Raw genomic sequence first — 22,309 nt, forward strand, 5'->3', positions numbered from 1 at the left:
ATTTCGACTGTCGCGGGAGTGGCCGGATGACTACTACAGAACCACCCGTGCTGGCCAAATGGTTCGAATACATGGATTCGGACGACCCCGACCGCGTACTGGGCATGATCTCGGGCGACTTCGCGATGTCGGTGCAGTTCTCCAAAGGGGCGGGGCAGTCCGCCGAATTCGTGGGGGACCGCGACGGATTGGTCGGCTACTTGGCGCAGCGCGAGAAGAGCACGCTGGTCCATCACATCGACACCGGTGCGGTGGTGGGTGATTACGAGTTGGTACTCGGTCGGACAACCCGCGGCGGGGCGTTCGAGGCTTCCTTCAACGCCACCGCACAGCTCGACGCGGACGGCAAGGTGCGACGCCTTCTCATCGCTCGTACCCCCGAACTGTCCTTCGCGCGCTGAGTTCAGAAAACCGATCCGGACGACAAGCTGGAACTTTATCGACAGAGGTACATCTCGGCGAAGCAGCCGAGCGTGGCCTTCTCGAAATCTGGGAACCAGCTCAGCATCGGGCCGTTCACGGCGCGCGAATGACGGCCGAGGGCCACGAACTAGTTGTCGGCGCGGGGCCGCCCTGTCTTCCGCCAGGTCAATCGATACCGGCGATGCGGCGCCAGTGTGCGTGTGCGGCGGGTGTCGACTCCGCGCGCAGGTCGCGCAGTCGTTTGGCCGCGCGCTGTCCGCGCCAATCGGGGAGCAGGACCTCGGGGAGCCGTGGATCCGTATATGTCATGCGCCGAAGGGCGTCCGCGAGTTCCACATGGGCGAACAGCAACTCGTCGCCCGATCCGTAGTGGCACGAATCGAAGCGTTCGAGTAGTTCGTCGTAGGCGTTTTCGGCGGCGTTGAGATCCCATGATCGGCGCACGAGTTCTTCTTCGGAAATGCCTGCGAGAGAGGTTGTTCCGATGAACGACACGGTATTGGCGGTCAGGCCGAGGGAGTCGATCGCCTTCGCGGCTTCGGCTGCGCGTCCGGTGTGGGGGGTGACCCACACCCCGGGTGCCGGATTCCCGAATCCGGCCCAGCGCAACGCCGCGTATAGCTTCTTGCGCGTCGAGCGGTGCGATTCGGGGATGGGTACGTTGACGACGAGCCACTGGCCGTCCCATTGTGTGATGTCGACGTCGGTGGACAACACCCGCACATCACCCTCGCTGAACAGGCGATGCGCCTTGTCGGTGAGGGTCCACAGGGTCTCGCGCCCCTCACGTCGCGCCGCGATCAAACCCGCCGCCCCGGTCCGTGCGACCGCCTGCCTGCCAGCGTGCGACCCGAATCCCAGCCCGTTCAGCACATAGAGCAGCGCCGCGGTCCGGACCGGCTGTCCGCAGGGTTCGACCAGTTCACCGAGCACCGTGATGAGCACGGAACGGGCACTGGGGCTCGACGGAGTGTCCTTGGTGGACGTCGGCATCGGATCGGCGTCAGGCATATCCCCATCGTCGCGCACCTTGTCGATGCGGTGCCACCGTGCCCCGCTCGTCTCGGGCGCCGGCACGCTTTCCGCCGGTAACATGACGACCTGCTCACCAGGCCTCACCCCATTCCTGGAATACGGTCTCCGTATCACAGCCGGGGACCCGGGGCGCGACATAGGTTGCGGCAGGCGCGCCGGCGAACCGTGGTGCGGCCGCGGCCTGGTGCTGTCCGAAGGCCTCGACCACGGTACCCCGGGCCACGATCTGCGGGTGCTGCGGAACCTCCGTCAGCGACAGCACCGGTGTCACGCAAGCGTCGAGTGTGGCGAACGTCTGCTCCCACCCGTCGCGATCGCGGGTACGGAAGATTCGCGCGAAACGCTCTCGGACGCTGGGCCATTCACTTGTGTCGTACTGGTCGGGCAGCTCCGACGCGGTGAGACCGAGGCCCTCCAGCAACCGGGCGTAGAAGACGGGTTCGATGGCGCCGACCGCGATGTAGCGGCCGTCCGCGCATTTGTAGGTGTCGTAGAACGGGGCCCCGCTGTCGATGACGTTCGTGCCGCGCTCGGGCGACCAGAGATCGTTCTCGGTCAAGGTCCAGCACATCGACATCAGTGAGCTCACACCGTCGACCATCGCGATATCGACCACCTGCCCGGTGCCGGTCCGGGCGCGTGAGTGCAGGGCGGCGAGTATGCCCAGTACCGCCAGCATCGACCCGCCGCCCAGGTCGGCAACCAGATTGAGTGGCGCGAGCGGCCGTTCACCCTTGCGGCCTATGGCGTGGAGCGCGCCGCTGAGCGCGAGGTAATTGATGTCGTGCCCGGCCTGCGAGGCGAGCGGGCCGTCCTGCCCCCAGCCGGTGATCCGGGCGTAGATCAGCCGTGAGTTGCGCTCGGTGCAGACCTCGGGGCCGATCCCGAGCCGCTCGGCCACGCCGGGCCGGTAGCTCTCGATCACCACATCCGCCTTGTCGATCAGCTTCAACACCCGGGTCAAGTCGGAGGGTTCTTTGAGGTCGGCGCTCACCGAACGCCGGTTTCGCAGTACCGCATCCTTGTCCGCTGGCAGCAATTGCGTTACGCCACCTGGTCTTTCGATGCGGGCCACATCGGCACCGAGATCGGCGAGCAGCATCGCGGCATGCGGCGATGGGCCGATCCCGGCCAGCTCGACCACGCGCAATCCTGCGAGTACACGCTCCATCCGAATCCTCCTGAATTACCTACAACATTTGACATATACAGCTATGTTCTATCGAATAACGTATCATCTAAGCGGTTGCAGCGGCACTGACCGAGCGCACAGCCGTCTACGAAGCCGAGGTGCCGGATATGAGCGAACTGGATCCGACGGTCATGTCGGCGCTGCGAGCGGTTGCCGACGATCCGACGCCGTACGCCCAGGGATGGAAGGCCCAGCATGGGGGGCGTGCGATCGCGTCGTTTCCGATGAACTTCCCCGCCGAGATCATCCATGCCGCCGGCGCGCTGCCGGTGATCATCCAAGACGACCCAACGCCGATCACCGCGGGCCGCAGCCTGCTCGCCGAGTTCTATTGCGGCTACACCCGCAGCGTGGCCGACCAGGCGGCGCTGGGCCGGCTCGATGTCTTCGACGCGTTCGTCGCCGCGGATCACTGTGTGCAGTTACTCGGCGCGGTCGATGTGATCCGCTGGGTTCGCCCGGACAAGCCGGTGCACTTCGCGCAATTCACCAGCGCGATGGACGATGCGTGGACCAAACCCCGGGTGGAAGGGCGAATCGAGGAACTGAAACGGGAGATCGAAACGGTTCTCGGTGTCACCGTGACATCGGACGAACTGGCCGCGAGCATCCGTCTGTTCAACGAGAATCGCAGGCTGCTCCGGGCGCTCTACGACCTGCGCCGGTCCGGCCGTGCCCGGATCACCGCTGCTGACATGCAGGTGCTGGTCAAGTCCAGCATGGTGATGGATATAGCAGAGCACACCGCCCTGCTCGGCCGGGTGCTGGCGCCGTTCGATCCGTCCGCCGAACCTCGCGCCGATCTGGTGCGGCTGCATCTGTCGGGGCACTTCTGCCACGCTCCACGCACCGAGATTCTGGATGTGATCGAGGAATCGGGGGCGCTCGTTGTCGACGACGATCTATACACCGGATTTCGCTATATCTCGACCGATGTGCCCGAGTCGGGTGATCCGATCCAGGCCCTGTCGGAGTGGTACCTCGACCGCAACCGAACCGCGCCCTGTCCCACCCGGGTGACCACAGACGTCGACTGGGACACCTACCTGATCAACTCGCTTGGCAGGAGCCGTTGCGACGGTGTCGTCGTGCTGATGGCGAAATTCTGCGAGCCGCACATGCTCTATTACCCCGAATTGCGCAAAGCGCTGGATGCGCACGCAATTCCGTCACTACTTCTCGAGACCGAACACGAGGGTAATCCGGTCGAAACCCTGCGCACGCGGATCGAGACCTTCATCGAACGCATTCGTCGGCTGCCGGCAGTTGTCCGATCCTGAATCCGATTTACGCACGAAGGAGTTCCCCGTGGCGATCCAGCAATCGAGTACGGAAAAGGCCAATCGGCTGGCCAGCACCCGAGCAGGCGGCCGCATGGTGGCCGAATACTGGGATAACATCTTCACCGCCAAGGAGCGGGGTAAGCATGTCGTCTGGTACAACGGTGCCGCGATGAACCCGCTGTTCCAAGCGGCGGGATTGGAATGGTGTCACGGTGAGGCGTTCGCCGCCCGTTTGGCCGCGCAACACCTGGAAGGGCCCGCACAGGCCGCAGGTGCCGAATACGGGTACATCGGTGAGCTTTGTTCTTATGCGAGAACGCATCTCGGATGCGCCGTGCTGACACACCAGAGCGGCAGCAGGCAGTCGACCGGAGTAGTCGGAGTGGTCGACCAGCAGGAGTTGGCCGCCAAACTGCCAGCGCCTGACTTCTTCGTCAACGGCTATGCCGGCTGCAGTACCGGCCAGCAGTGGGATGCTATGACCTACCGGGTCTTCGACCGCAAACTTCCGCTGTTCAACGTCTCGATGCCGATGCTGTGGGGCAACAAGCCCGACGCAGGTTACATGCGGGGCGAAGAGTGGACCGAGGTGAGTCGGTATGTTGAGGGGCAACTGCGCGAGCTGATCGCGTTTCTCGAACATCAGACCGGGCGGCCATTCGACTGGGATGCGCTCAGCGAGAGCATGTTCTACATCAAGCGCGCCTCCGAACTGCGCCTGGAGGGTATGGCGCTGTGCACTCGGGCGCCCACTCCCGCGACCTACTGGGACTGGGTGGCGAGTATCGCACCGATCAACTTCCTGCCGGGCAACCAGGCGCTCGTCGATTACTTCGCCGGCGTGAAGGCGGAGATCGAGCAACGGGTCGCCGCCGGCGTGAGTGCGGTGCAGAACGAACGGTATCGCGTGTACTTCGACGGCATCATGAATTGGAACAAGCTCGGTTTCCTCACCCGTAAGTTTGCCGAGTACGACGTTGCGGTCGTCGCGGGACGCTATACCCATGAATCCTTTTGGCAAGAACCGCAACTCATCGATACCGACAATCCGTTGCTCGGAATGGCGCAACATTATTTGCTGTGCCCGCTCAATCACGGATTGAAGAATCTGCAGGAGCTGTTGCTGCGCCGCCTCGACGAATACGCGATCGATGGCATCGCGTTCCACTCGACACGGACATGCCGGGCGATGACCAATCCGCAGGCGATGTTGGCCCGGAGCGCAGAACACGAGCGCGGTGTGAAGTCGTTTTTCTTCGAGGGCGATGTCGCCGACGCGTCCTTCTACAACGATGAGCTCTTCGACAGCCGGCTCGAGGCCATGCTGGAGGCCATCGACGTACAGCGGATGAAATCAGTGGTGTAGGCGATGACTGTTGCGCGGAGAAACGCGTCATGAACGCCGGCGGCTGGTTCGTCATGGGGGTCGACCTCGGCTCGACCACGGCCAAAGCGGTCGTCGTCGATTCCGACGGCGCGCTGTGCGGGGCCGACGTCGTGCAGATGGGCGCGGTGAGCCCGGCGGCCGTCGCCCGCGCGATCGAGGGCGCCTTACGGGCCGCCGGTGTCACCGGCAGCGATATCCGCCGGACGATAAGTACCGGTTACGGGCGCAAACTGGTTCCGGGCGCCGACCGCAGCTTCACCGAGATCACCTGCCATGCCCGCGGCGCCGCGGCGTTGCGCCCGGGTGTACGGCTCGTGATCGACATCGGCGGTCAAGACAGCAAGGCCATCATCGTCGACGACGCCGGCCTGGTGGACAGGTTCGCCATGAACGACCGATGCGCGAGCGGGACCGGGCGGTTCTTCGATGTGCTCGCCCGGGCTCTGGAGGTGGATGTCGGTGCGGTGGGCGAGCTGGCCCTGTCCGGTTGCGACGACCTCGAGATCAGCAGTATGTGCGCGACATTCGCTGAGACCGAGGTTATTTCGCTACTGGCGCAGGGACGTGCGAAAGCCGATATCGCGGCGTCGGTACACAAGGCGGTCGCGGCCCGGACACTCGGGTTGGTGGCACAGGTGGGCAAAGCGTCGCCGGCGGTGATGACCGGTGGGGTAGCCAGGAACGCGGCCGCGCTGCACTACGTATCGCGAGCCCTGGGCGGGCCGGTCGAATTACTCGAGCAACCCCAGACCGCCGGCGCGTACGGGGCGGGCCTTCTCGCTCGCGATGAATACCTCGGTGCATCCAGATCGCCCGGCGACCGGGATACCGTGGCCGAAAAGCAATTGATGGCAACAACATCGGCCGCCACGCCGCATTGTGTCGACTGTGACGGCGAACTCGATCACGCACCGCACACGACCACCGGGCCGATCGCGCTCGAATTGCGAAGGAGTATCCGATGAGTGGCAGTACGGCCGAACCTCGCGTGCCGGACCCGGCCCAGTCGACGGTGTACGTCGTGGGCGGCACGAGTGGCGTCGGCCTGGAGGTCGCGCGCCGATTCGTGGCGGCTGGAACGCAGCGCATCGGTCTGGTGGGCCGCAATACCGAACGGGGGGAGCAGACAGCAGAGCAGATCCGATCCCTGGCGCCCGGTGTGTGGTGCATGTTCGTCGCCGCGGATGTGAACGATCCCCCCGAAGCCCGGCGGGCCGCCGAGGAGCTACGCGCCGGCCTGGGGGCGGCCGACATCCTGGTCAACAGCACGACAAGCGCGTTCACGCCGCGGCTGTTTCACGACACGCCCCCGGAAGAGGTACCCGCCATTCTGATGCAGCAGGCGCTCGGGCCGATCAATATGTGTCGTGCGGTGCTGCCGGAAATGCGCTCACAACGCAGTGGCGTGATCGTCAACGTGGCCTCCGATGCCGCGAAATGGCCGACGCCGGGCGAGGCTGTCATCGGCGCGGCGATGGCGGCCATCGTCACCTTCACCAAGACATTGGCGATGGAGGCCAAACGTGACGGTGTGCGGGTGAACGCCGTGACGCCGTCGCTGATCCGCGACACCGGTGCCTACGATCGCGTCATGGCCGAGCCCTTCAGTGCCAAACTCTTCGAAAAGGCCGCGCGTGCGGCATCACTCGGCGTGGCGGAGGCGATCGACGTCGCCGAGCTCATCGTCTTCCTGTGTAGTCCCCAGGCGCGCCGGATCACCGGTCAAGCGGTGAGCCCCAACGGCGGTATCTCGGCGGGATAGCGGCAATGCCACTCGGTTTGGGCTGTCGGGCCGGCGGTTGAGGATGTGGACGGTGATGGTGGTTCGGCAGCCTGGATTACCTGGTCACGGGCGGTATGCAGGGAAACCGTGGATTAGCGGAGCCCCCGCCGTCGCGACTTCCTCGACGGCGGTGCGCAGCCCGTGGGCCCCGGTAGCTATGGTCCGACCTTAAAAAATATTAGACAATTTTGTTGATACAAGATCCGAATCTGTACTACATTCAGTGTGACCGGCGCCATACTTTGAACGCGTCGGGTAGCCCCGCACCGGCGGCGCACGGATCCACAGCATCATTCAAAACCGCACAGCCAAAGGCGGATCGCACGATGACCCTCACACAATCCTTCTGGCCGGCCTCGACAAGCTCAGGTGTCCGCGACATCACGCTCGGCGATCTGCTCCGGCAGGCTGCGGCTGCGGTGCCCGACCGGGTGGCGCTGGTCGAGGGCGATACCGATCCTGCCAACCGGACCGAATGGACCTACCGCGAGCTTCTCGCCGAGGTCGAAGAGGTGGCTTGGGCGTTGCTTACCCACTTCGTACCTGGTGAGCGGATCGCGATATGGGCTCCCAACAGTGCGGAGTGGGTGATCCTGCAGCAGGCGATCGCGATGTCCGGGATGGTGGTGGTCGGCATCAACCCGGCCTACCGAGCGCACGAGTTGGAATACATCCTGCGCCAATCCGGCGCCACGGGACTCTTCTTCCGTGAGAGCTATCGCGGAGTGGAGCTCACGAGCGTCCTCGGCGAAATCGCCGGGGCGCTTCCCGAGCTCCGGAAGGTGGTGCCGACAAGCGGGTGGCGGGAGTTCCTCGCCACTGCGGACCGGACCGCGCAATTACCGGCGGTCTCGCCCACCGACCCGGTGCAGATTCAATACACCTCCGGCACGACCGGTTTCCCCAAAGGTGCTGTGCTGCACCACAAGGGAATTGTCAACGAGGCGACCTTCGTATTCGAGCGCGCCGGACAGGCCGGCCCGGTGGTCTGTGTCAATGCGATGCCGATGTACCACATCGGCGGCGGGGGAGTTACCGAACTCGGCACCTTCGCCGTGCACGGAACCTATGTGGTGATTCCGGGTTTCGACGCCGCGCTCATGCTCGAGATGCTCGAAACCTACCGGGGCACACACTCGTTGATGGTCCCGACCATGCTCATATCCCTGCTCGAGCATCCGGACTTCGAGACCCGCGACCTGTCGAGCGTACACACGGTCATGTCCGGCGCGTCGGCGGTGCCACAGGCGCTGGTCGAGCGCGTTATCGAGCGGCTCGACTGCCGATTCACCATCCTGTTCGGGCAGAGCGAGATGCACGGCGTGATCAGCCAGACCCGGATCACCGATGATCCGGTCGATCAGGCCACTACGGTGGGGCAGCCGCTCCCCGAACTCGAAGTCAAGATCATCGATCCGGTATACGGCACTATCGTCCCGATCGGTGAGCAAGGCGAAATCTGTTGTCGCGGTTACCAGAACATGCTCGGATATTCGGATATGCCGGACGAGACAGCCACGACCATCGATAGTGAGGGCTGGTTGCACATGGGTGACCTGGGAACCATGGACGATCGGGGCTTCCTGCGAATCACCGGCCGCCTGAAGGACATGATCATTCGGGGCGGCCTCAATATCTACCCGCGCGAAATCGAGGAACTGCTCTTCCGGCATCCCGCGGTGGCCGAGGTGATCGTCGTCGGCGTACCCGACGAGAAGTGGGGCGAACAGATTGCAGCGGTGCTGCGCGCCGAGGATCCCGCCAACCCACCCGACGTCGCAGCGCTCAAGGCCTGGTGTCGTGAACGAATCGCCGCCCACAAGACCCCGTCGCTGTGGTATTTCGCGACGGAACTGCCGATGACACCATCGGGAAAGATTCAGAAATTCCGCGTTCAGGACGATATCGCGTCGGGGCGACTCATTCCCGCGCCCGCGCTCGAGGAGTCGCCACGATAGGGGCCGGGCCCCGGTCCAGATAATCTCAACCCATCTATTTGATTATTCCATCGAATAGTTGGCCTGTTGTCTGTCTGTCGTGATGCCGGCTGGCACATAAGAGGGTGAAGAACATCGTGAAGACCGCGTCTGTCCTCGGCACGACATACTGTGCGGCAGTGGACCGCACGCTCGGCCAGCAGTTCGTCCGTTATCTGGCCGAACTGTATCGGTTCGACTGGACGCCGCATCCGCTCGATACGAGCGCGTCGAGCATTCCGACTATCGAGCCCTGGTGTCGAGTCGGCTTCGGTGCGAATAACCACTGGTGTGCGGTGCGCCCGTCGCGCCGGTGGCCACCCCGCTGCACTCGAACAAACTCGCCGAACACAGCAATGCGGTCCGACCGCGTCACCATCCGCGACATACCCCGAACGCATCGCCGCGCACGCGACCCATGGACCGGCCTACAGCGGCAAGCCCGCTCGCTCACCCGGCCACAGCAACGCCTGAAACGACCCCACCGCGCCCGGGCCGGTGATCATTTCGGGCGGGGTTTGCTGATGGCGTCTTTGGCGCGGTCCATCATGGCCGCGAATGGTCCGACGAGGAGATTCGCGCTCGCGGACTCGACACCGGGGTGCGGACGTGTCGGTGCCATGGCTTCGGCGAATTTCACCGCGTTGCGCAGACGCACCAGCTCGTCGGGTTCCAGCTGGGAACGCAACCTGTTGAACTCCTCGTGCTCCTCGTGTTCGGCGTGTGCGAGCACCCCGTCGCGCAGGGCCGCGAGCTTGGTGTTGAACTCGGGAGAATCGATGTCGACCGCTTCGATATCGGCGAGTTGGCGCTTGGCTTTGTTTTCTTCCTCGAGACGCGCCTCGATGATGTCGGCGCCGTCGTGGACTTCCCGCCGGAAGCGCGGGTGGATGACTTCTTCCTCGGCGGTTTCGTGGACCGCTAGCAATCGGCGCAGTTCGTAGAACTTCTGTTGCCGCTGTTCTGCCGTCGGGGCCTGCTCCACCTGGCCGAACAGTTCGCGGATGCGCACATGCTGCTCGATCAGGAACGTGACGACATCCTCGGTGGTATTGATCGACGTTGCTTCCACGATGGTCTCCTTTGGGCGAGTAGCACAGTCAGCGCGAATTGCGCTGGTGCGGCCTTACCCGCGGAAAGGAGCAGCAAACACCTCGCAAACTGGACAGACGAGCTGCGTCCGACTATCGCCGCAGGTCGGGGTCCGCCGGGCCTTTGTGAGGTCAGAAAATCAGCTCTTCTTGACCACGCTGGATTTGAGTTGCATGGGGCCGATGCCGTCGACCTTGCAGTCGATATCGTGGTCGCCGACACCGTTGACGAGCCGGATATTGCGGACCTTGGTGCCGGCCTTGATGCCGGTCGGGCTGCCCTTGACCTTTAGGGTTTTGATAACGGTCACGGTGTCGCTGTCGGCGAGGACATTGCCGACGGCGTCGGTGATGGCGGTCGATTCGCCGGGTGTGGTCGTGGCCTGCCATTCGTGGGCGCATTCGGGGCAGACCAGTAGCGCACCCATTTCGTAGGTGTATTGGCTCGAGCAGGCGGGACAGGGCGGTAGGGGCTCGGTCACCGAGTCGTCCTTTCGGGAATTGCTATGCGGCGGTGAGGAATTCGATGATCACGCGGTTGACTTCCTCGGGCCGCTCCAGGTAGCCGAAGTGTCCGCAGCGTTCGATCTCGACGTAACGCGCGCCGGGGATGGCGGCGGCCACCTCCCGGCCGAAGAGAACGGGTGTCATCTGGTCATCGGCGAATCCGACGACCAAGCTGGGGGCGGTGATGCGCGCGTAGTCAGGCAGGCGGTCGCGGGAGCGGTCCATGCCGATCTGGGCTCGCACTCCGGGAGTTGTTTTGCCGGTGGTGAATTCGAAGATGTCGAGCCATTGCTGGGCCTTGGCTTCATCCTCGAGGGTGTGCGGTGACAGGTTCAGGATCGCCTTCATGGCCGCCGCGTAGGGTGCGGGCAGTTGAATGTCGTTGTCGTACAAGGCTCGTTCGCCGAGATTGAGGGTGCGCGACAGGGGGTGCGGTCGCCCTGCGGCGCCGAGCATGACGGCCTTGGCGACCAGGTCGGGTCGCGCCAGCGCCAATTCCTGCACGACGCGCGCGCCCATGGAGTGGCCGACCACGTGCGCGCGTCCGCCACCGAGATGCTCGATCAACGCGGCGGTGTCGGCGACGAGATCGTCGATGCCGAAGCCGCCGGCGCATTCGTCGGAGGGCGCGATCCCGCGGTTGTCCAGCGTCGCGACCCGGAATCCGGCCTCGACCAGCGCGGGCACCTGATGGAGGCGCCAGACCCGGCCCGGACTGCCGGTCCCCATGACCAGCAGGACCAGCGGGCCTGTTCCGGTGACGTCATAGTTGAGCCGGATCCCGTTGAGGGTGGCGATGGGCATAATCCTTCTTCCGTCTGGTGACACATCGGGTGAGCCACGGTGTTGTGGCGCCGTAGGTTCAGCGGTGGCTGTGGGTGCCGAACGACGTGTCGGTACCGACGAAGGTCAGCGCGTGCGCACGACAGCGCGGGCACGCGGAATCGGCTGTCGCGACCGCAGAGGTTCGGCGCACAGTCCGCGCAGCGCAGGATCGGTCCGCGTAGTCGGCTGACCGGTGTTACCCGCATTCCGTTCACCTCCCTGATTGCTTGCGCAGATTAGCAAGTGTCTGAGGGTTGGGTTGAACAGGTTCAGGCGCGACCGTGGCGGCGTTCGTAGGCTTGGCGCTCGGCTTCGGCGCGTTGTTGTTTGGCGCCGGATTCGGCCAGGGCCGGGTCGAGGCCGTGTTTGATCAGACGGTGGCGCCGATAGACGTACATCAGTGCCAGGGTGAAATAGATCAGCGGCAGATACAGCAGCGCCATCATCGCCAAGCCCATCCATATCGGGCCCGGGATCAGCAGGAACAGGCACAGTACCGGGATCACCGGGATCAGGAAGCGCGTCAGGTAGCGGTGCACCGCACCGGGTCCGGTGAGGTCGTTGCGCACCCAGTCCGACATCGACGCGGGCAGGGTCGCCCCGCAGATGTAGCCGATCCGCTGATGGAAGGTGGGGGTGTCGCGCTCGGTCATCGGCTCAGCATTCTGGTCGTTGTGGGCAATCTCGCGGTCGTACGCATGTCCGCGTCGGCTGCACTGTTTGCTAAAGTTCGCAACCAGGATATCGGTTGCCCGAGCCGATGCCGTACATCGCACGAGTAGTGGGTTCACCAGGTGCCAGGATCGCATCCGTCGCTATATCGGATGGAGGCCAGGCAGGTCGGCGCGCCGGACTGAGGGTAGTGGCCAGGATCACCCGTCATACCCCCGGCGACTGATTGCATGATTTCTAAAATAGACACCTAGCTAGTCTCGTAAGGAGAAGACCTGTGACCGATCGCTTCGCGTCTACGTTGGTTCCGGCGGCACCGACCGATCATCCGGGCGTCACTGCCTGGGTCGGTGAGGTGGCCGAGCTGACCGCGCCGGATCACATTGTCTGGTGTGACGGCTCACCTGCCGAGTGGGATCGGTTGACCGCGGAACTGGTCGAGAAGGGCACCTTCGTTCCGCTGGAAGGGAAACCGAATTCGTTCTGGTCGGCGTCGGATCCGGAGGATGTCGCGCGCGTGGAAGACCGCACCTTCATCTGCTCGCAGGACCCCTCGGACGCGGGCCCGACGAACAACTGGGTGGACCCGGTCGATATGGACACGGTAATGACCGAGCACTACCGCGGCGCGATGGCCGGGCGGACCATGTACGTAATCGCCTTCTGCATGGGTCCTTTGGATGCGACGGAGCCCAAATACGGTGTGCAGATCACCGATTCGGCGTATGTCGCGGTGTCGATGCAGATCATGACACGCTCGGGCGCGCCGGTGTGGAACAAGCTCACCAGCGATACGGAATTCGTGCACTGCCTCCACTCCGTGGGTGCGCCACTGAGTCCCGGCCAGGCTGATGTTCCGTGGCCGTGCGATAAGACCAAGTACATCGCGCATTTCCCGGAGACCCGCACCATCTGGAGTTACGGCTCCGGTTACGGCGGTAACGCGCTGCTCGGTAAGAAGTGCTTCGCGCTGCGCATCGCCTCGGTGCTCGGCCGCGACGAGGGGTGGCTGGCCGAGCACATGCTGATCCTGAAACTCACCTCCCCGCAGGGCAAGACGCATTACATCGCGGCGGCGTTCCCGTCCTCGTGCGGCAAGACCAATCTCGCGATGCTCGAACCGGCGCTGCCGGGCTGGAAAGCCGAGACCATCGGCGACGATATCGCCTGGATGCGCTTCGGCGCGGACGGGCGCCTCTACGCGGTGAACCCGGAGGCTGGTTTCTTCGGTGTCGCACCGGGAACTGGCGCGAACACCAACCCCAACGCGATCGCCACTATCGACCTCGGTAACTCGATCTTCACCAATACCGCGCGCACCGATGACGGTGACGTGTGGTGGGAGGGGCTGACCGAGCAGCCGCCCGCGCATCTCACCGACTGGCGTGGTCAGAGCTGGACACCGGAATCGGGTAGCCCTGCGGCACATCCGAATTCGCGCTATTGCACACCGATCGAGCAGTGTCCGTCGGTGGCCCCGGAGTGGAGCGACCCTGCGGGTGTGCCGATTTCGGCGATCTTCTTCGGCGGCCGCCGCGCCAGCACAGTGCCACTCATCGCGGAGACCTTCGACTGGGCGCACGGGGTGTTCACCGCGTCGGTGCTGTCCTCGGAGACCACCGCCGCGGCGGCGGGCAAGGTCGGTGTCGTGCGGCGCGATCCGATGGCGATGCTGCCGTTCCTGGGCTATCACGTCGGGGACTACTTCGCGCACTGGCTGAAGCTGGGGGCCTCGGCCGATCCGGCAAAGCTGCCGAGGATCTTCCAGGTCAACTGGTTCCGGCGCAGCGCCGACGGCAAATTCCTCTGGCCGGGCTTCGGCGACAACGTCCGCGTGCTGAAGTGGGCGCTGGAACGCCTCGACGGCACCGCTACGGCCGAGTGGACACCGATCGGGCATGTACCGACCCCGGACGCGCTCGATCTCGATGGTCTCGGTGAGGGCTACCGCGCGCTGGTCGGTGACGCGCTCACCGTCGACACCGAAGAATGGGTGGCCGAAGCGCGGTCCATCGACGAGTGGTACGCGACCATCGGTGGTAATCGCCTACCCGAGGTGTTGCGTGAGCAGCAGGCCGCGTTGAAATTGCGCCTGCTCGGTGCCCGCTGATCATGCGAGCGCTGCTGCCGACTTGGTCGGAATGGAAACCGGCGGTCCGTGCCCCGGGTGCGGATCTGATGGCGGGTGTGATCGTCGCGTTGGTGGCGCTGCCGCTGGCGCTGGGTTTCGGGATCAGCTCGGGCTTGGGTGCGGCTGCGGGTCTTGCGACCGCGGTGGTCGCGGGCGCGCTGGCCGCGGTGTTCGGCGGTTCCCGATTCCAGGTATCCGGGCCGACCGGCGCCATGACCGTCGTGCTGGTGCCGATCGTGCACCAGCACGGCGCGACCGGAGTGCTCGCCGTCGGATTGGTGTCGGGTGTGGTATTGGTCGTACTCGCGGTGGCCGGTGTCGGTCGTGCGGTGCGCTATATGCCCGCACCGGTGATCGAGGGGTTCACTGCGGGGATCGCGGTTGTGATTGCGCTGCAACAGTTTCCGTCGGCATTGGGCATCGCGCATGCCGACGGGGACAAGGTGTGGCAGTCCGCGGCCGATGCCGTACGCCGCTTCGTCGACGAACCCAGCTACGCGACGCCGGTGACCGCGCTGCTGGTCGCCGGCGTCATCCTTATCGGTGGACGCTTCTTGCCGAAGCTGCCGTTCGCGCTGTTCGCGGTCGTCATCGCGACGATCATCACCACCGTGGTCGGGTTGGACCTCACACGAATCGGGTCGATCCCCTCGGGGCTGCCCGCACCGTCGCTGAGTTTCGTGCACCTGAACGAATTGGGGTCGTTGATCGGGTCCGCGCTCGCCGTGGCGGCGCTGGCCGCCCTGGAGTCGCTGCTGTCGGCGACCGCCGCCGACTCCATGTGTGTGGGCACCCGTCACAATCCGGATCGGGAGCTGTTCGGGCAAGGTCTGGCCAATATCGCGGCGCCGCTGTTCGGTGGTGTCCCCGCGACCGGCGCCATCGCACGCACTGCGGTCAATGTCCGCTCCGGTGGGCGCACGCGGCTGGCGGCGCTCACCCATGCGGTGCTGCTGGCCGCGATCATCTATCTGGCCGCGCCGCTGGTGGCCGATATTCCGGTGGCGGCGCTGGCGGGCGTGCTGCTCGCGACCACGGTGCGGATGGTGGAGACCGCATCGATGCGCGCGATCGCGCGTGCCTCGCGTGGTGACGCGATCATCATGATGGTCACCTTCGGTGTCACGGTCGCCTTGGATCTGGTGACCGCGGTCGCGGTCGGTGTCGGGTTCGCGGTCGCGCTGGCGTTGCGGTCGGTCGCGCGGGAGGCCCGTCTCGAGCAGGTGCCTCTGGATGAGAGCGACAATCTCGCCGAGGAACATGAGCTTTTGCGCGATCACATCGTCGCCTACCGGATCGACGGACCGCTGTTCTTCGCCGCCGCGCACCGGTTCCTGCTGGAGCTGGCCGAGGTCGCCGACGTCAAGGTCGTCATTCTGCGCATGTCGAAAGTGACCGCCCTCGACACCACCGGTGCGCTGGTGCTCGGGGACGCCATCACCAAACTCGAACACCGCCACATCACCGTGTTGCTGTCCGGATTACGGGCCGATCACCGGCGTCGACTGACCGCCATCGGCGCGATACCCGCCGGGGGCGAAGATAGCATCTTCGCCAATACCCGCGAGGCTATCGATCATGCTCGCCGGTATGTGCCGGTGTCGCACACGACCGCCGTGGTCTGATGGCCGCAGGTATGCACCTCAGAAATCCTGCAATCAGAGGGTAGGTTTCACCGGGCTCATGCCGAAGCGTCCGAATCAGCCGGTGGACTCGACCACGAGGCCGGGTTCGGACAGCTCCTCGAGCAACTCGGCCTGCCCGGCGACAACTCCGGTAAGAATCGCCCGTGCCACCGCCAGCAGCTCCGCGACCCGTGGCGAAGTCAACGCATACGACACCGAAAGCCCCTCACGGCGCGCGGTCACCAGACCTGTACGCCGCAGAATGGCCAGCTGCTGCGACAGATTCGCCGGTTCGATACCGACCTCCGGCAACATCTCCGACACCGCGTAATCGCGTTCACTGAGCAGCTCTAACACCCGAATACGCGCGGGATGACCCAACGTCTTGAAGAAGTCGGCCTTCATCCGATAGAGCGGTTGGCGCGCATCCGCCATGATGTCCTCCACCCTCCGAATAACCACCTACATTGAGATTACTTTCTAATCTTAGCAACTCGCGGAATACGAATCGGTCGAGCATCGGCCAGCGCTCTACTGCCGTCGCGAAGGCCGTGGCCGGGTCCACCACGGGACCGATGAAGGCATGCATCTGCCAGAATTCTCCTGGTTCGTCGTCGCGAGCCTAGGAGTCGTAGCCGAGATCCTCGACGCGCCGCCACAGGCTCGCCCCGGCCGGATCCTGGATCACATCACCCAGCCGCACGTCTCTGACAGCCACCTATTCGCTACGCGTATCGGGAAGTCTGGCACACCCCAATTCGGTCAACGACTGAGCGGCTCCTGACGTCCAGACGCTGGCCACGTAGTCTCGACGCAGGCGCCGAAGCCCTCGCCGGACTCGCGCCAGGCGTAAGTCGTTGTGTGGCAGCAGATTACGGACGAGGGTGCGGAACGAGCCGGCCAAAGTCGCCCATCATGCGGCCTGGGACGACACGCCGAGCCGCGGAAATGTCCGAGCAGGGGTGCCACTATTCTGCGGTCGGATAGCCAATGAAAACCATTAGCAATCTATCGACAATTCACACGATCGGGTAGTCGGAACTACGTCGGCGCATTCAACGAGACCGCCGCGTTGCCATATTCGGACCTCGCTTTTCGATTTGCGCCCGTGGCGAGTGACTCGAACACGCGCGTTTGCGTCTCGGCCGCTGGAGTGATTCGGGCATCACGAATTATGGAATCACGAGTATGCTGGCAACGCACTGGTTTCCGCAGGAGGGAATTTACCGCTACCTACGACGACTGGGGTGTGGGTGATGAGCGTTGCATCGACCACCGTGGAAAAGCTAGGGGCTACGGCGTCGGCGACTGTCCACGTGGTCGAGGCTGCCGGTGGGGCGGCGGTCGGGGCGGTGGCCGGCGCAGCGCGCGGCACGGTCGAGGGCGCTGTGTCCGGCGCTCGCAGCGGGATCGATGTACCGACCGCGACTGTGCTCGGCGCCGTTGCGGCGGGTGTGACAGGGCTGCTCGAATGGCCACTAGCTGTGGCCGCGGGCGGGATGGCTGGTACGGCGTACTTGCTGCGGCGCGCGAGAACCGGATCCGGCAAGCAAGACGCCGCCGAGAGGCCGCAGCCGCAGCGTACAGGTACTCGGCCGAAGAAATCCGCCGCCGCTTCTCAGCGGGCGCGAACCCGCGCGGAGTGATGGTGTCGCTACAGGGTCTGGCCACTGCGCCGATCCGGCTGCCCCTGGCAGCCACCGCAGCCACGCTGGGATTGCTCCGGCGTCCGTTCGCGCTCGCGGCTCGACTGCGGGACCCAGCAGTCGCCGAAATGGCCGCCGAACTCACCGAGGGCGTCGGCCGGGAACTGAGCGCCCTCGTCGATCCGCGACGGATGCGCATGCAGCGGCGGACCACGGTGCATGCCAACCGTATTCACGCCGAAGTTCGCGGCTTGCAGTCGGCACAGAACGCTCGGGTCGCCGAGTTGGTGCGCAAGCACCTCGAGCAGGAACCGGACGTGTGCTGGTTCCACATCAATGCCGCCACTGGACGGGTCATGGTGGCCGCGGACCCGCAACGCCTGTCTGCGGCACAGCTGGAAACGATTCTGGAACGCGTCGAAGATCTCGCCGGAACCGGCGCGGCCCCATGGAACCGCCGGTTCGAGCACCCCTCCGATCGCGAGCCGGTACTGACCTCGGCGCTGCAGCTGGCCGGCGATGTCATCGGCATCGGTGCGGCTCTCACCCGACAGGTGGTCCCGGTGCCTCCGCCAGCGCACGTGCTCCGGGGGGCGGTCGCATTGGTGGACGGACAGCCGCGGTTGCGCGGTGCACTGGAAGCTCAGCTCGGCCGCCACCGCGCCGACACGGTGATCGTGATCGGAAACGCCCTGAGCCAGGCCATGGACTCCCAACTGACCGCCCTATGCGCCGATGCGATGCAGCGGGCGGTGCGGCTGGTCGAGACCGCCGCTCGCTTCGCGCAGTGGCGGCGCTGGGAACAGCTGATCGCTGTCCCGGACCTGCCCGACGTCGACGGATACGACCCGCCCGAACCGCGGCCGATACCGCTGCCGCATGGACCGATCGAGCGCTGCACCAGCCAGGTCAGCAGCGCGGCAGCACTGGCTTCGGCGGCGACGCTGAGCGGCGGCCGCGGCGTCGCCGACGCCGCCGACGCCGTGGCGGCCGGCGTGCCGAAGGCGGCGCGAGCCGGTCGGGAGACCTTCGCCGGTGCCCTGTCGACCCTCATGGCCGCGCGCGGGGTGTTGACCCTCGACCCGCTCATGTGGCGGCGCCTGGACCGTGTCACCGCGGTGGTCATCGACCGGGACGCCGTGCGCGGTCAGCAGGCCGTGGTACTCGACGCCGAATCCCGCGACGACAGCTGGCCGTTCGAACACGTATGGGGCGCCGCCCAGCGGCTGCTCTGGCGCAACGGTGAGAAACTGCCTATCCCGCCACCCCCTCGGCACCAGCGTGACGATCTGTACTTGAGCGTCGGTGCCCACAACGACCGGTATCCACCCGGTACCGACCCCGATCCCCCCGGCCCAGGAGACGATGTCGGTGGCCCGCGCTGGTACCTGCTGCACGAGAACCGACGTGTGGTCGGGCGGGTGCTGATCGGTAGCGAGCCACATCCCGGTGCCGCCGGGCTGCTGGCCACCGCCCGGCGGGCCGGGCTGCGGGTGGTACTCATCGGTGACGAGAGCACCGGCGAATTACGGCGCAGTGCCGACGAATTCGTGCGCGCGGGCGGTTCGGTGTCCCGGCTGGTACGGCGACTGCAGCAGCAAGGACATGTGGTGGCGGTCGTGAGTGGCGACGCACATCGCGCCCTCAGGGCCGCCGATCTGGGAATCGGTATCGCCACCGTGAGCCCCGGCGCCCCGGCTCGGATCCCGTGGCAGGCCGATGTGTTGTGCCCGGATCTGAGTTCGGTACGACAGATCATCGCCGCCAGCGGCCCAGCACGCTACGTCAGTGAGCGCGGCCGGGTCCTGACACTGTCGGCGGCCACACTCAGCGGTCTGCTACTCGCCTCCGGTCCCGCTGAGGCCAGGGCGATGCGCGCCACCAGCCCGGTCGCGGCGGCCACCCTGATGGGGTGGGCCACAGGCCTGAACTCCGGGCGCCGGGCCGCCCGCATGGCAGGACCGGCCGACGTGCGGCTGGTGCCGTGGCATGCGCTGGAACCGGACGAGGTGCTGGCCCGACTGCCTGCACCGCACCGGCCGCCACCGCTGCCTCGCTCGCACGTCACCACCGCCGCCAGCCGCATGTCACAGGTATTGGCCACGCCTGCAAAGACTCTCACCGATCTGGTCGCGGATGTGCGCCGCGAGCTGGCCGATCCGATGACACCGCTGCTGGGTGTCGGCGCGGTCGCCTCCGCGCTACTGGGCTCGCCCACGGACGCGGTGCTTGTCGCCATGGTGCTGGGGCTCAACGCCACAGCCTCGGCCCTGCAGCGCCGCCGCGCCCGGCTGTCGCTGCGCAAACTGCTGCTCGGCGAGCGATTGACCGCTCGACGACTCATCGAAGACGGCGAAATCGAAACTCCCGCAGACGATCTGCTGCCCGGTGACGTGATCGCGCTCGCCACCGGCGAGGTAGTCCCAGCCGATGCGCGGCTGCTGGAGACAGACGGACTGGAGGTGGACGAATCCGGCCTCACCGGCGAGTCGGTAACCGTGGAAAAGCAAACCCCCGCTACACCCGGCGCCGCGCTGGCAGAACGCACCAGCATGGTGTTCGAGGGCAGTATCGTCGTGAGCGGCGAGGCGCGTGCGGTCGTGGTCGCGGTCGAAAACGGAACCGAGGCCGGCCGTGCTCTCGCCGCCGCCGGGCTGCCCCCCAGCGGCGGCGTGCAGGAGCAGCTACACAGCCTGACCGGACGTGTGCTGCCATTCACCCTCGGCGGCGGAACCGCTGTCACCGTCACCAGTTTCCTGCGCGGACTGGCGCTGCGCCCTGCCCTTGCCGACGGCCTCGCCGTCGCCGTCGCCGCCGTCCCCGAGGGACTGCCACTGGTGGCGACGGTCGCCCAACTAGCCGCCACCCGCCGCTTGTCCCGACGCGGCGTGCTGGTCCGCTCCAGCCGCACCATCGAGGCGCTCGGCCGCATCGACACCATGTGCTTCGACAAAACCGGCACCCTCACCGAGGGCCGGTTGCGGCTCGTCGCCCTTGCCGGGCTCGACCAGCAGTGGGACAGTGATCATTTCGCGAGTACGCCACAGTCGCGGGTACTGCTGCGCGCCGCCGCCCGCGCCTGCCCCGACCCTGAAGAAACCCCACTGGTACACGCCACCGACCAAGCCGTCGTCGAGGCAGCACACACCCACCTGGGCCAAAGACCACCCCACACCTGGGATCCCATCGACGAAGTACCGTTCGAGAGCTTCCGCGGCTACTCCGCGACCGTGGGCAACACCGGCCGCCACATCCGGCTCGCCGTCAAAGGCGCGCCGGAAGTGCTCCTGCCACATTGTGACCAGATCCTGCGCATCGATGACGAAGATCGCCATCAGGTTTCGCCGTTCACGCGCGAGTGCCGCACCGCCGCGGAGACAGCGGTGCGGCGGCTGGCCGCGCAGGGGCTGCGGGTCCTGGTGGTCGCACGGCGCGATTTCGCCACCGCCCCCGACGACGTCACCGAAGAGATCGAGCAACTCACCCTTCTCGGCTTCCTCGGCATTGCCGACAGCCCCCGCCCACAGGCCCTGGAACTGCTCGCCGAACTGGCCCGCAACGACATCAGCGTGCGGATGATCACCGGCGATCACCCGATCACCGCGCGCGCGGTCGCCCAACAACTCAACATCCGTGCCGACACGGTGGCCACCGGCGCCGACCTGGACGCACTCGACGAGGACAGCCAAGCCGAACTGATCGAGCAAGCAACGGTTTTCGCGCGGGTATCGCCCGAACACAAAGTGCGCATCGTCTCCGCACTCCAGCGGCGCGGACACACCGTGGCGATGGCAGGCGACGGTAGCAACGACGCGGCCGCCATCCGCACCGCCGACGTCGGTATCGGACTGGCTGCCCGAGGATCGGTCTCCGCGCGAGAGGCCGCCGACCTGATCCTCACCGAGGGCGTCGACCTCAATGTCCTACAGGAGGCACTGGCCGAGGGCCGCGGCATGTGGCAGCGGGTACGCGACGCGATCGGCGTTCTGGTCGGCGGTAACGCCGGCGAGGTAGCGTTCACCGTCCTCGGCACACTACTGTCCGGTCAAGCCCCGATCGGCACCCGCCAATTCCTAGTGGTCAACCTGCTCACCGACCTCGGCCCCGCAATGGCGATCACGCTGGCAGACATCCAGCCCGCCGACGACACGGACACGACCGGCACAACACTCGGGCCACCACCGGGCATCGGCACCGACTTCCTCCAAGCCGTCGCCGTACGCGGCACCTGCACCACCATCGGCGCCGGTGCGGCCTGGCTACTCGGCCGCGCCAGCGGCCGGCGCCGCCGCGCCGAAACGATGGCCCTGGCCGCCCTGGTCGGCACACAGCTCGGACAGACCCTAGTGATCGGCCGACACAGCGCCTTGGTCTGGACCACCGTGGCAGGCAGCTCCCTACTCCTCGCCACAATCATCATGACCCCCGGAGTGAACCGGTTCTTCGGTTGCGTACCTCTCGGGCCGATAGCCTGGTCGATCGTGATCGGCTGCGCCGCAACCGGAACCACCGCGGCCCTCATCACCGGCCACGCACTATCCCAACCGCGCTCAGGCCAGAACACGTGATACCGGCGGGGCCCGCCTAACCGACGCTTCTGTGGAGAAGAGGACGGCCTGCGCACGGTCGGCTACTCCAAGAAACGCCGCGTCAATCCACGGGTTGCGGCTTAGAACGCCGAAAACCTCCTCGCCACCACGGCTTCGGTGGCCCGGTTGCGATGTCGGTCTGTA

Annotated in this window: 17 protein-coding genes; 10 read left to right on the forward strand and 7 right to left on the reverse strand. The window is 65.7% G+C overall.

Annotation, left to right across the window (positions count from 1 at the left end):
• The first annotated feature begins 26 nt into the window (after positions 1–26).
• Positions 27–401, forward strand: coding sequence for a hypothetical protein (locus tag ACW2Q0_RS18570; RefSeq protein WP_457191833.1), 375 nt, complete (start codon positions 27–29; stop codon positions 399–401).
• A 187-nt stretch (positions 402–588) separates the two neighbouring features.
• Here ACW2Q0_RS18570 and ACW2Q0_RS18575 read toward each other — a convergent pair whose 3' ends face one another.
• Complete coding sequence (locus ACW2Q0_RS18575) at positions 589–1,434, reverse strand: PaaX family transcriptional regulator (protein ID WP_457191755.1); 846 nt, start codon at positions 1,432–1,434, stop codon at positions 589–591.
• A gap of 94 nt (positions 1,435–1,528) precedes the next feature.
• Positions 1,529–2,629 (reverse strand): CaiB/BaiF CoA transferase family protein, encoded by a 1,101-nt coding sequence (locus ACW2Q0_RS18580; RefSeq protein ID WP_457191757.1) that lies wholly within the window; start codon positions 2,627–2,629, stop codon positions 1,529–1,531.
• A 128-nt stretch (positions 2,630–2,757) separates the two neighbouring features.
• Between ACW2Q0_RS18580 and ACW2Q0_RS18585 the strand changes: the two genes are divergently transcribed.
• From ACW2Q0_RS18585 to ACW2Q0_RS18605, 5 genes are all read left to right on the forward strand, one after another.
• Entirely contained in the window at positions 2,758–3,930 is a 1,173-nt protein-coding gene (locus ACW2Q0_RS18585) for a 2-hydroxyacyl-CoA dehydratase subunit D (RefSeq protein ID WP_457191759.1), read from the forward strand.
• A 94-nt stretch (positions 3,931–4,024) separates the two neighbouring features.
• Positions 4,025–5,299 (forward strand): 2-hydroxyacyl-CoA dehydratase subunit D, encoded by a 1,275-nt coding sequence (locus tag ACW2Q0_RS18590; RefSeq protein ID WP_457191835.1) that lies wholly within the window; start codon positions 4,025–4,027, stop codon positions 5,297–5,299.
• Between the two features lie 29 nt (positions 5,300–5,328).
• Entirely contained in the window at positions 5,329–6,285 is a 957-nt protein-coding gene (locus ACW2Q0_RS18595; RefSeq protein ID WP_457191761.1) for an acyl-CoA dehydratase activase, read from the forward strand.
• Positions 6,282–7,082 (forward strand): SDR family NAD(P)-dependent oxidoreductase, encoded by an 801-nt coding sequence (locus tag ACW2Q0_RS18600; RefSeq protein ID WP_457191763.1) that lies wholly within the window; start codon positions 6,282–6,284, stop codon positions 7,080–7,082. The genes ACW2Q0_RS18595 and ACW2Q0_RS18600 overlap by 4 nt, the downstream gene beginning before the upstream one ends.
• 347 nt (positions 7,083–7,429) lie before the next feature.
• Positions 7,430–9,061 (forward strand): AMP-binding protein, encoded by a 1,632-nt coding sequence (locus ACW2Q0_RS18605; protein ID WP_457191765.1) that lies wholly within the window; start codon positions 7,430–7,432, stop codon positions 9,059–9,061.
• A gap of 520 nt (positions 9,062–9,581) precedes the next feature.
• On the opposite strand, the gene ACW2Q0_RS18610 is transcribed toward ACW2Q0_RS18605, so the two are convergent.
• The 4 genes from ACW2Q0_RS18610 to ACW2Q0_RS18625 all read right to left on the reverse strand — a co-directional run bounded on the left by ACW2Q0_RS18610 (position 9,582) and on the right by ACW2Q0_RS18625 (position 12,155).
• The gene (locus ACW2Q0_RS18610) at positions 9,582–10,151 is read right to left on the reverse strand and encodes a hemerythrin domain-containing protein (protein ID WP_457191767.1); all 570 of its coding nucleotides are present in this window, start codon (positions 10,149–10,151) and stop codon (positions 9,582–9,584) included.
• A 159-nt stretch (positions 10,152–10,310) separates the two neighbouring features.
• Positions 10,311–10,652: a zinc ribbon domain-containing protein YjdM gene (locus ACW2Q0_RS18615; RefSeq protein WP_457191769.1), complete on the reverse strand. Its 342-nt coding sequence runs from the start codon at positions 10,650–10,652 to the stop codon at positions 10,311–10,313.
• 22 nt (positions 10,653–10,674) lie between these two features.
• The gene (locus ACW2Q0_RS18620; protein ID WP_457191771.1) at positions 10,675–11,481 is read right to left on the reverse strand and encodes an alpha/beta fold hydrolase; all 807 of its coding nucleotides are present in this window, start codon (positions 11,479–11,481) and stop codon (positions 10,675–10,677) included.
• A 290-nt stretch (positions 11,482–11,771) separates the two neighbouring features.
• A complete protein-coding gene (locus tag ACW2Q0_RS18625; protein ID WP_457191773.1) occupies positions 11,772–12,155 on the reverse strand; it encodes a DUF5313 family protein in 384 nt (127 codons plus the stop codon).
• 296 nt (positions 12,156–12,451) lie between these two features.
• Here ACW2Q0_RS18625 and ACW2Q0_RS18630 point away from each other — a divergent pair, with 296 nt between their 5' ends.
• A complete protein-coding gene (locus tag ACW2Q0_RS18630) occupies positions 12,452–14,284 on the forward strand; it encodes a phosphoenolpyruvate carboxykinase (GTP) (RefSeq protein WP_457191775.1) in 1,833 nt (610 codons plus the stop codon).
• A 2-nt stretch (positions 14,285–14,286) separates the two neighbouring features.
• A complete protein-coding gene (locus tag ACW2Q0_RS18635) occupies positions 14,287–15,930 on the forward strand; it encodes a SulP family inorganic anion transporter (protein ID WP_457191777.1) in 1,644 nt (547 codons plus the stop codon).
• Positions 15,931–16,005: 75 nt separating this feature from the next.
• On the opposite strand, the gene ACW2Q0_RS18640 is transcribed toward ACW2Q0_RS18635, so the two are convergent.
• Entirely contained in the window at positions 16,006–16,368 is a 363-nt protein-coding gene (locus tag ACW2Q0_RS18640) for an ArsR/SmtB family transcription factor (RefSeq protein WP_457191837.1), read from the reverse strand.
• A gap of 818 nt (positions 16,369–17,186) precedes the next feature.
• Between ACW2Q0_RS18640 and ACW2Q0_RS18645 the strand changes: the two genes are divergently transcribed.
• Both ACW2Q0_RS18645 and ACW2Q0_RS18650 read left to right on the forward strand, forming a co-directional pair.
• Positions 17,187–17,576: a hypothetical protein gene (locus ACW2Q0_RS18645; protein ID WP_457191779.1), complete on the forward strand. Its 390-nt coding sequence runs from the start codon at positions 17,187–17,189 to the stop codon at positions 17,574–17,576.
• A gap of 2 nt (positions 17,577–17,578) precedes the next feature.
• Positions 17,579–22,144, forward strand: coding sequence for an HAD-IC family P-type ATPase (locus ACW2Q0_RS18650; protein ID WP_457191781.1), 4,566 nt, complete (start codon positions 17,579–17,581; stop codon positions 22,142–22,144).
• The last annotated feature ends 165 nt before the right edge of the window (positions 22,145–22,309 follow it).

This window comes from Nocardia citri, assembly GCF_054065835.1.

Coding starts and splice junctions, on each gene's coding strand:
- ACW2Q0_RS18570 (WP_457191833.1), top strand. CDS start 27: ATGACTACTACAGAACCACCCGTGCTGGCCAAATGGTTCGAATACATG.
- ACW2Q0_RS18575 (WP_457191755.1), bottom strand. CDS start 1,434: ATGCCTGACGCCGATCCGATGCCGACGTCCACCAAGGACACTCCGTCG.
- ACW2Q0_RS18580 (WP_457191757.1), bottom strand. CDS start 2,629: ATGGAGCGTGTACTCGCAGGATTGCGCGTGGTCGAGCTGGCCGGGATC.
- ACW2Q0_RS18585 (WP_457191759.1), top strand. CDS start 2,758: ATGAGCGAACTGGATCCGACGGTCATGTCGGCGCTGCGAGCGGTTGCC.
- ACW2Q0_RS18590 (WP_457191835.1), top strand. CDS start 4,025: ATGGTGGCCGAATACTGGGATAACATCTTCACCGCCAAGGAGCGGGGT.
- ACW2Q0_RS18595 (WP_457191761.1), top strand. CDS start 5,329: ATGAACGCCGGCGGCTGGTTCGTCATGGGGGTCGACCTCGGCTCGACC.
- ACW2Q0_RS18600 (WP_457191763.1), top strand. CDS start 6,282: ATGAGTGGCAGTACGGCCGAACCTCGCGTGCCGGACCCGGCCCAGTCG.
- ACW2Q0_RS18605 (WP_457191765.1), top strand. CDS start 7,430: ATGACCCTCACACAATCCTTCTGGCCGGCCTCGACAAGCTCAGGTGTC.
- ACW2Q0_RS18620 (WP_457191771.1), bottom strand. CDS start 11,481: ATGCCCATCGCCACCCTCAACGGGATCCGGCTCAACTATGACGTCACC.
- ACW2Q0_RS18625 (WP_457191773.1), bottom strand. CDS start 12,155: ATGACCGAGCGCGACACCCCCACCTTCCATCAGCGGATCGGCTACATC.
- ACW2Q0_RS18635 (WP_457191777.1), top strand. CDS start 14,287: ATGCGAGCGCTGCTGCCGACTTGGTCGGAATGGAAACCGGCGGTCCGT.
- ACW2Q0_RS18645 (WP_457191779.1), top strand. CDS start 17,187: ATGAGCGTTGCATCGACCACCGTGGAAAAGCTAGGGGCTACGGCGTCG.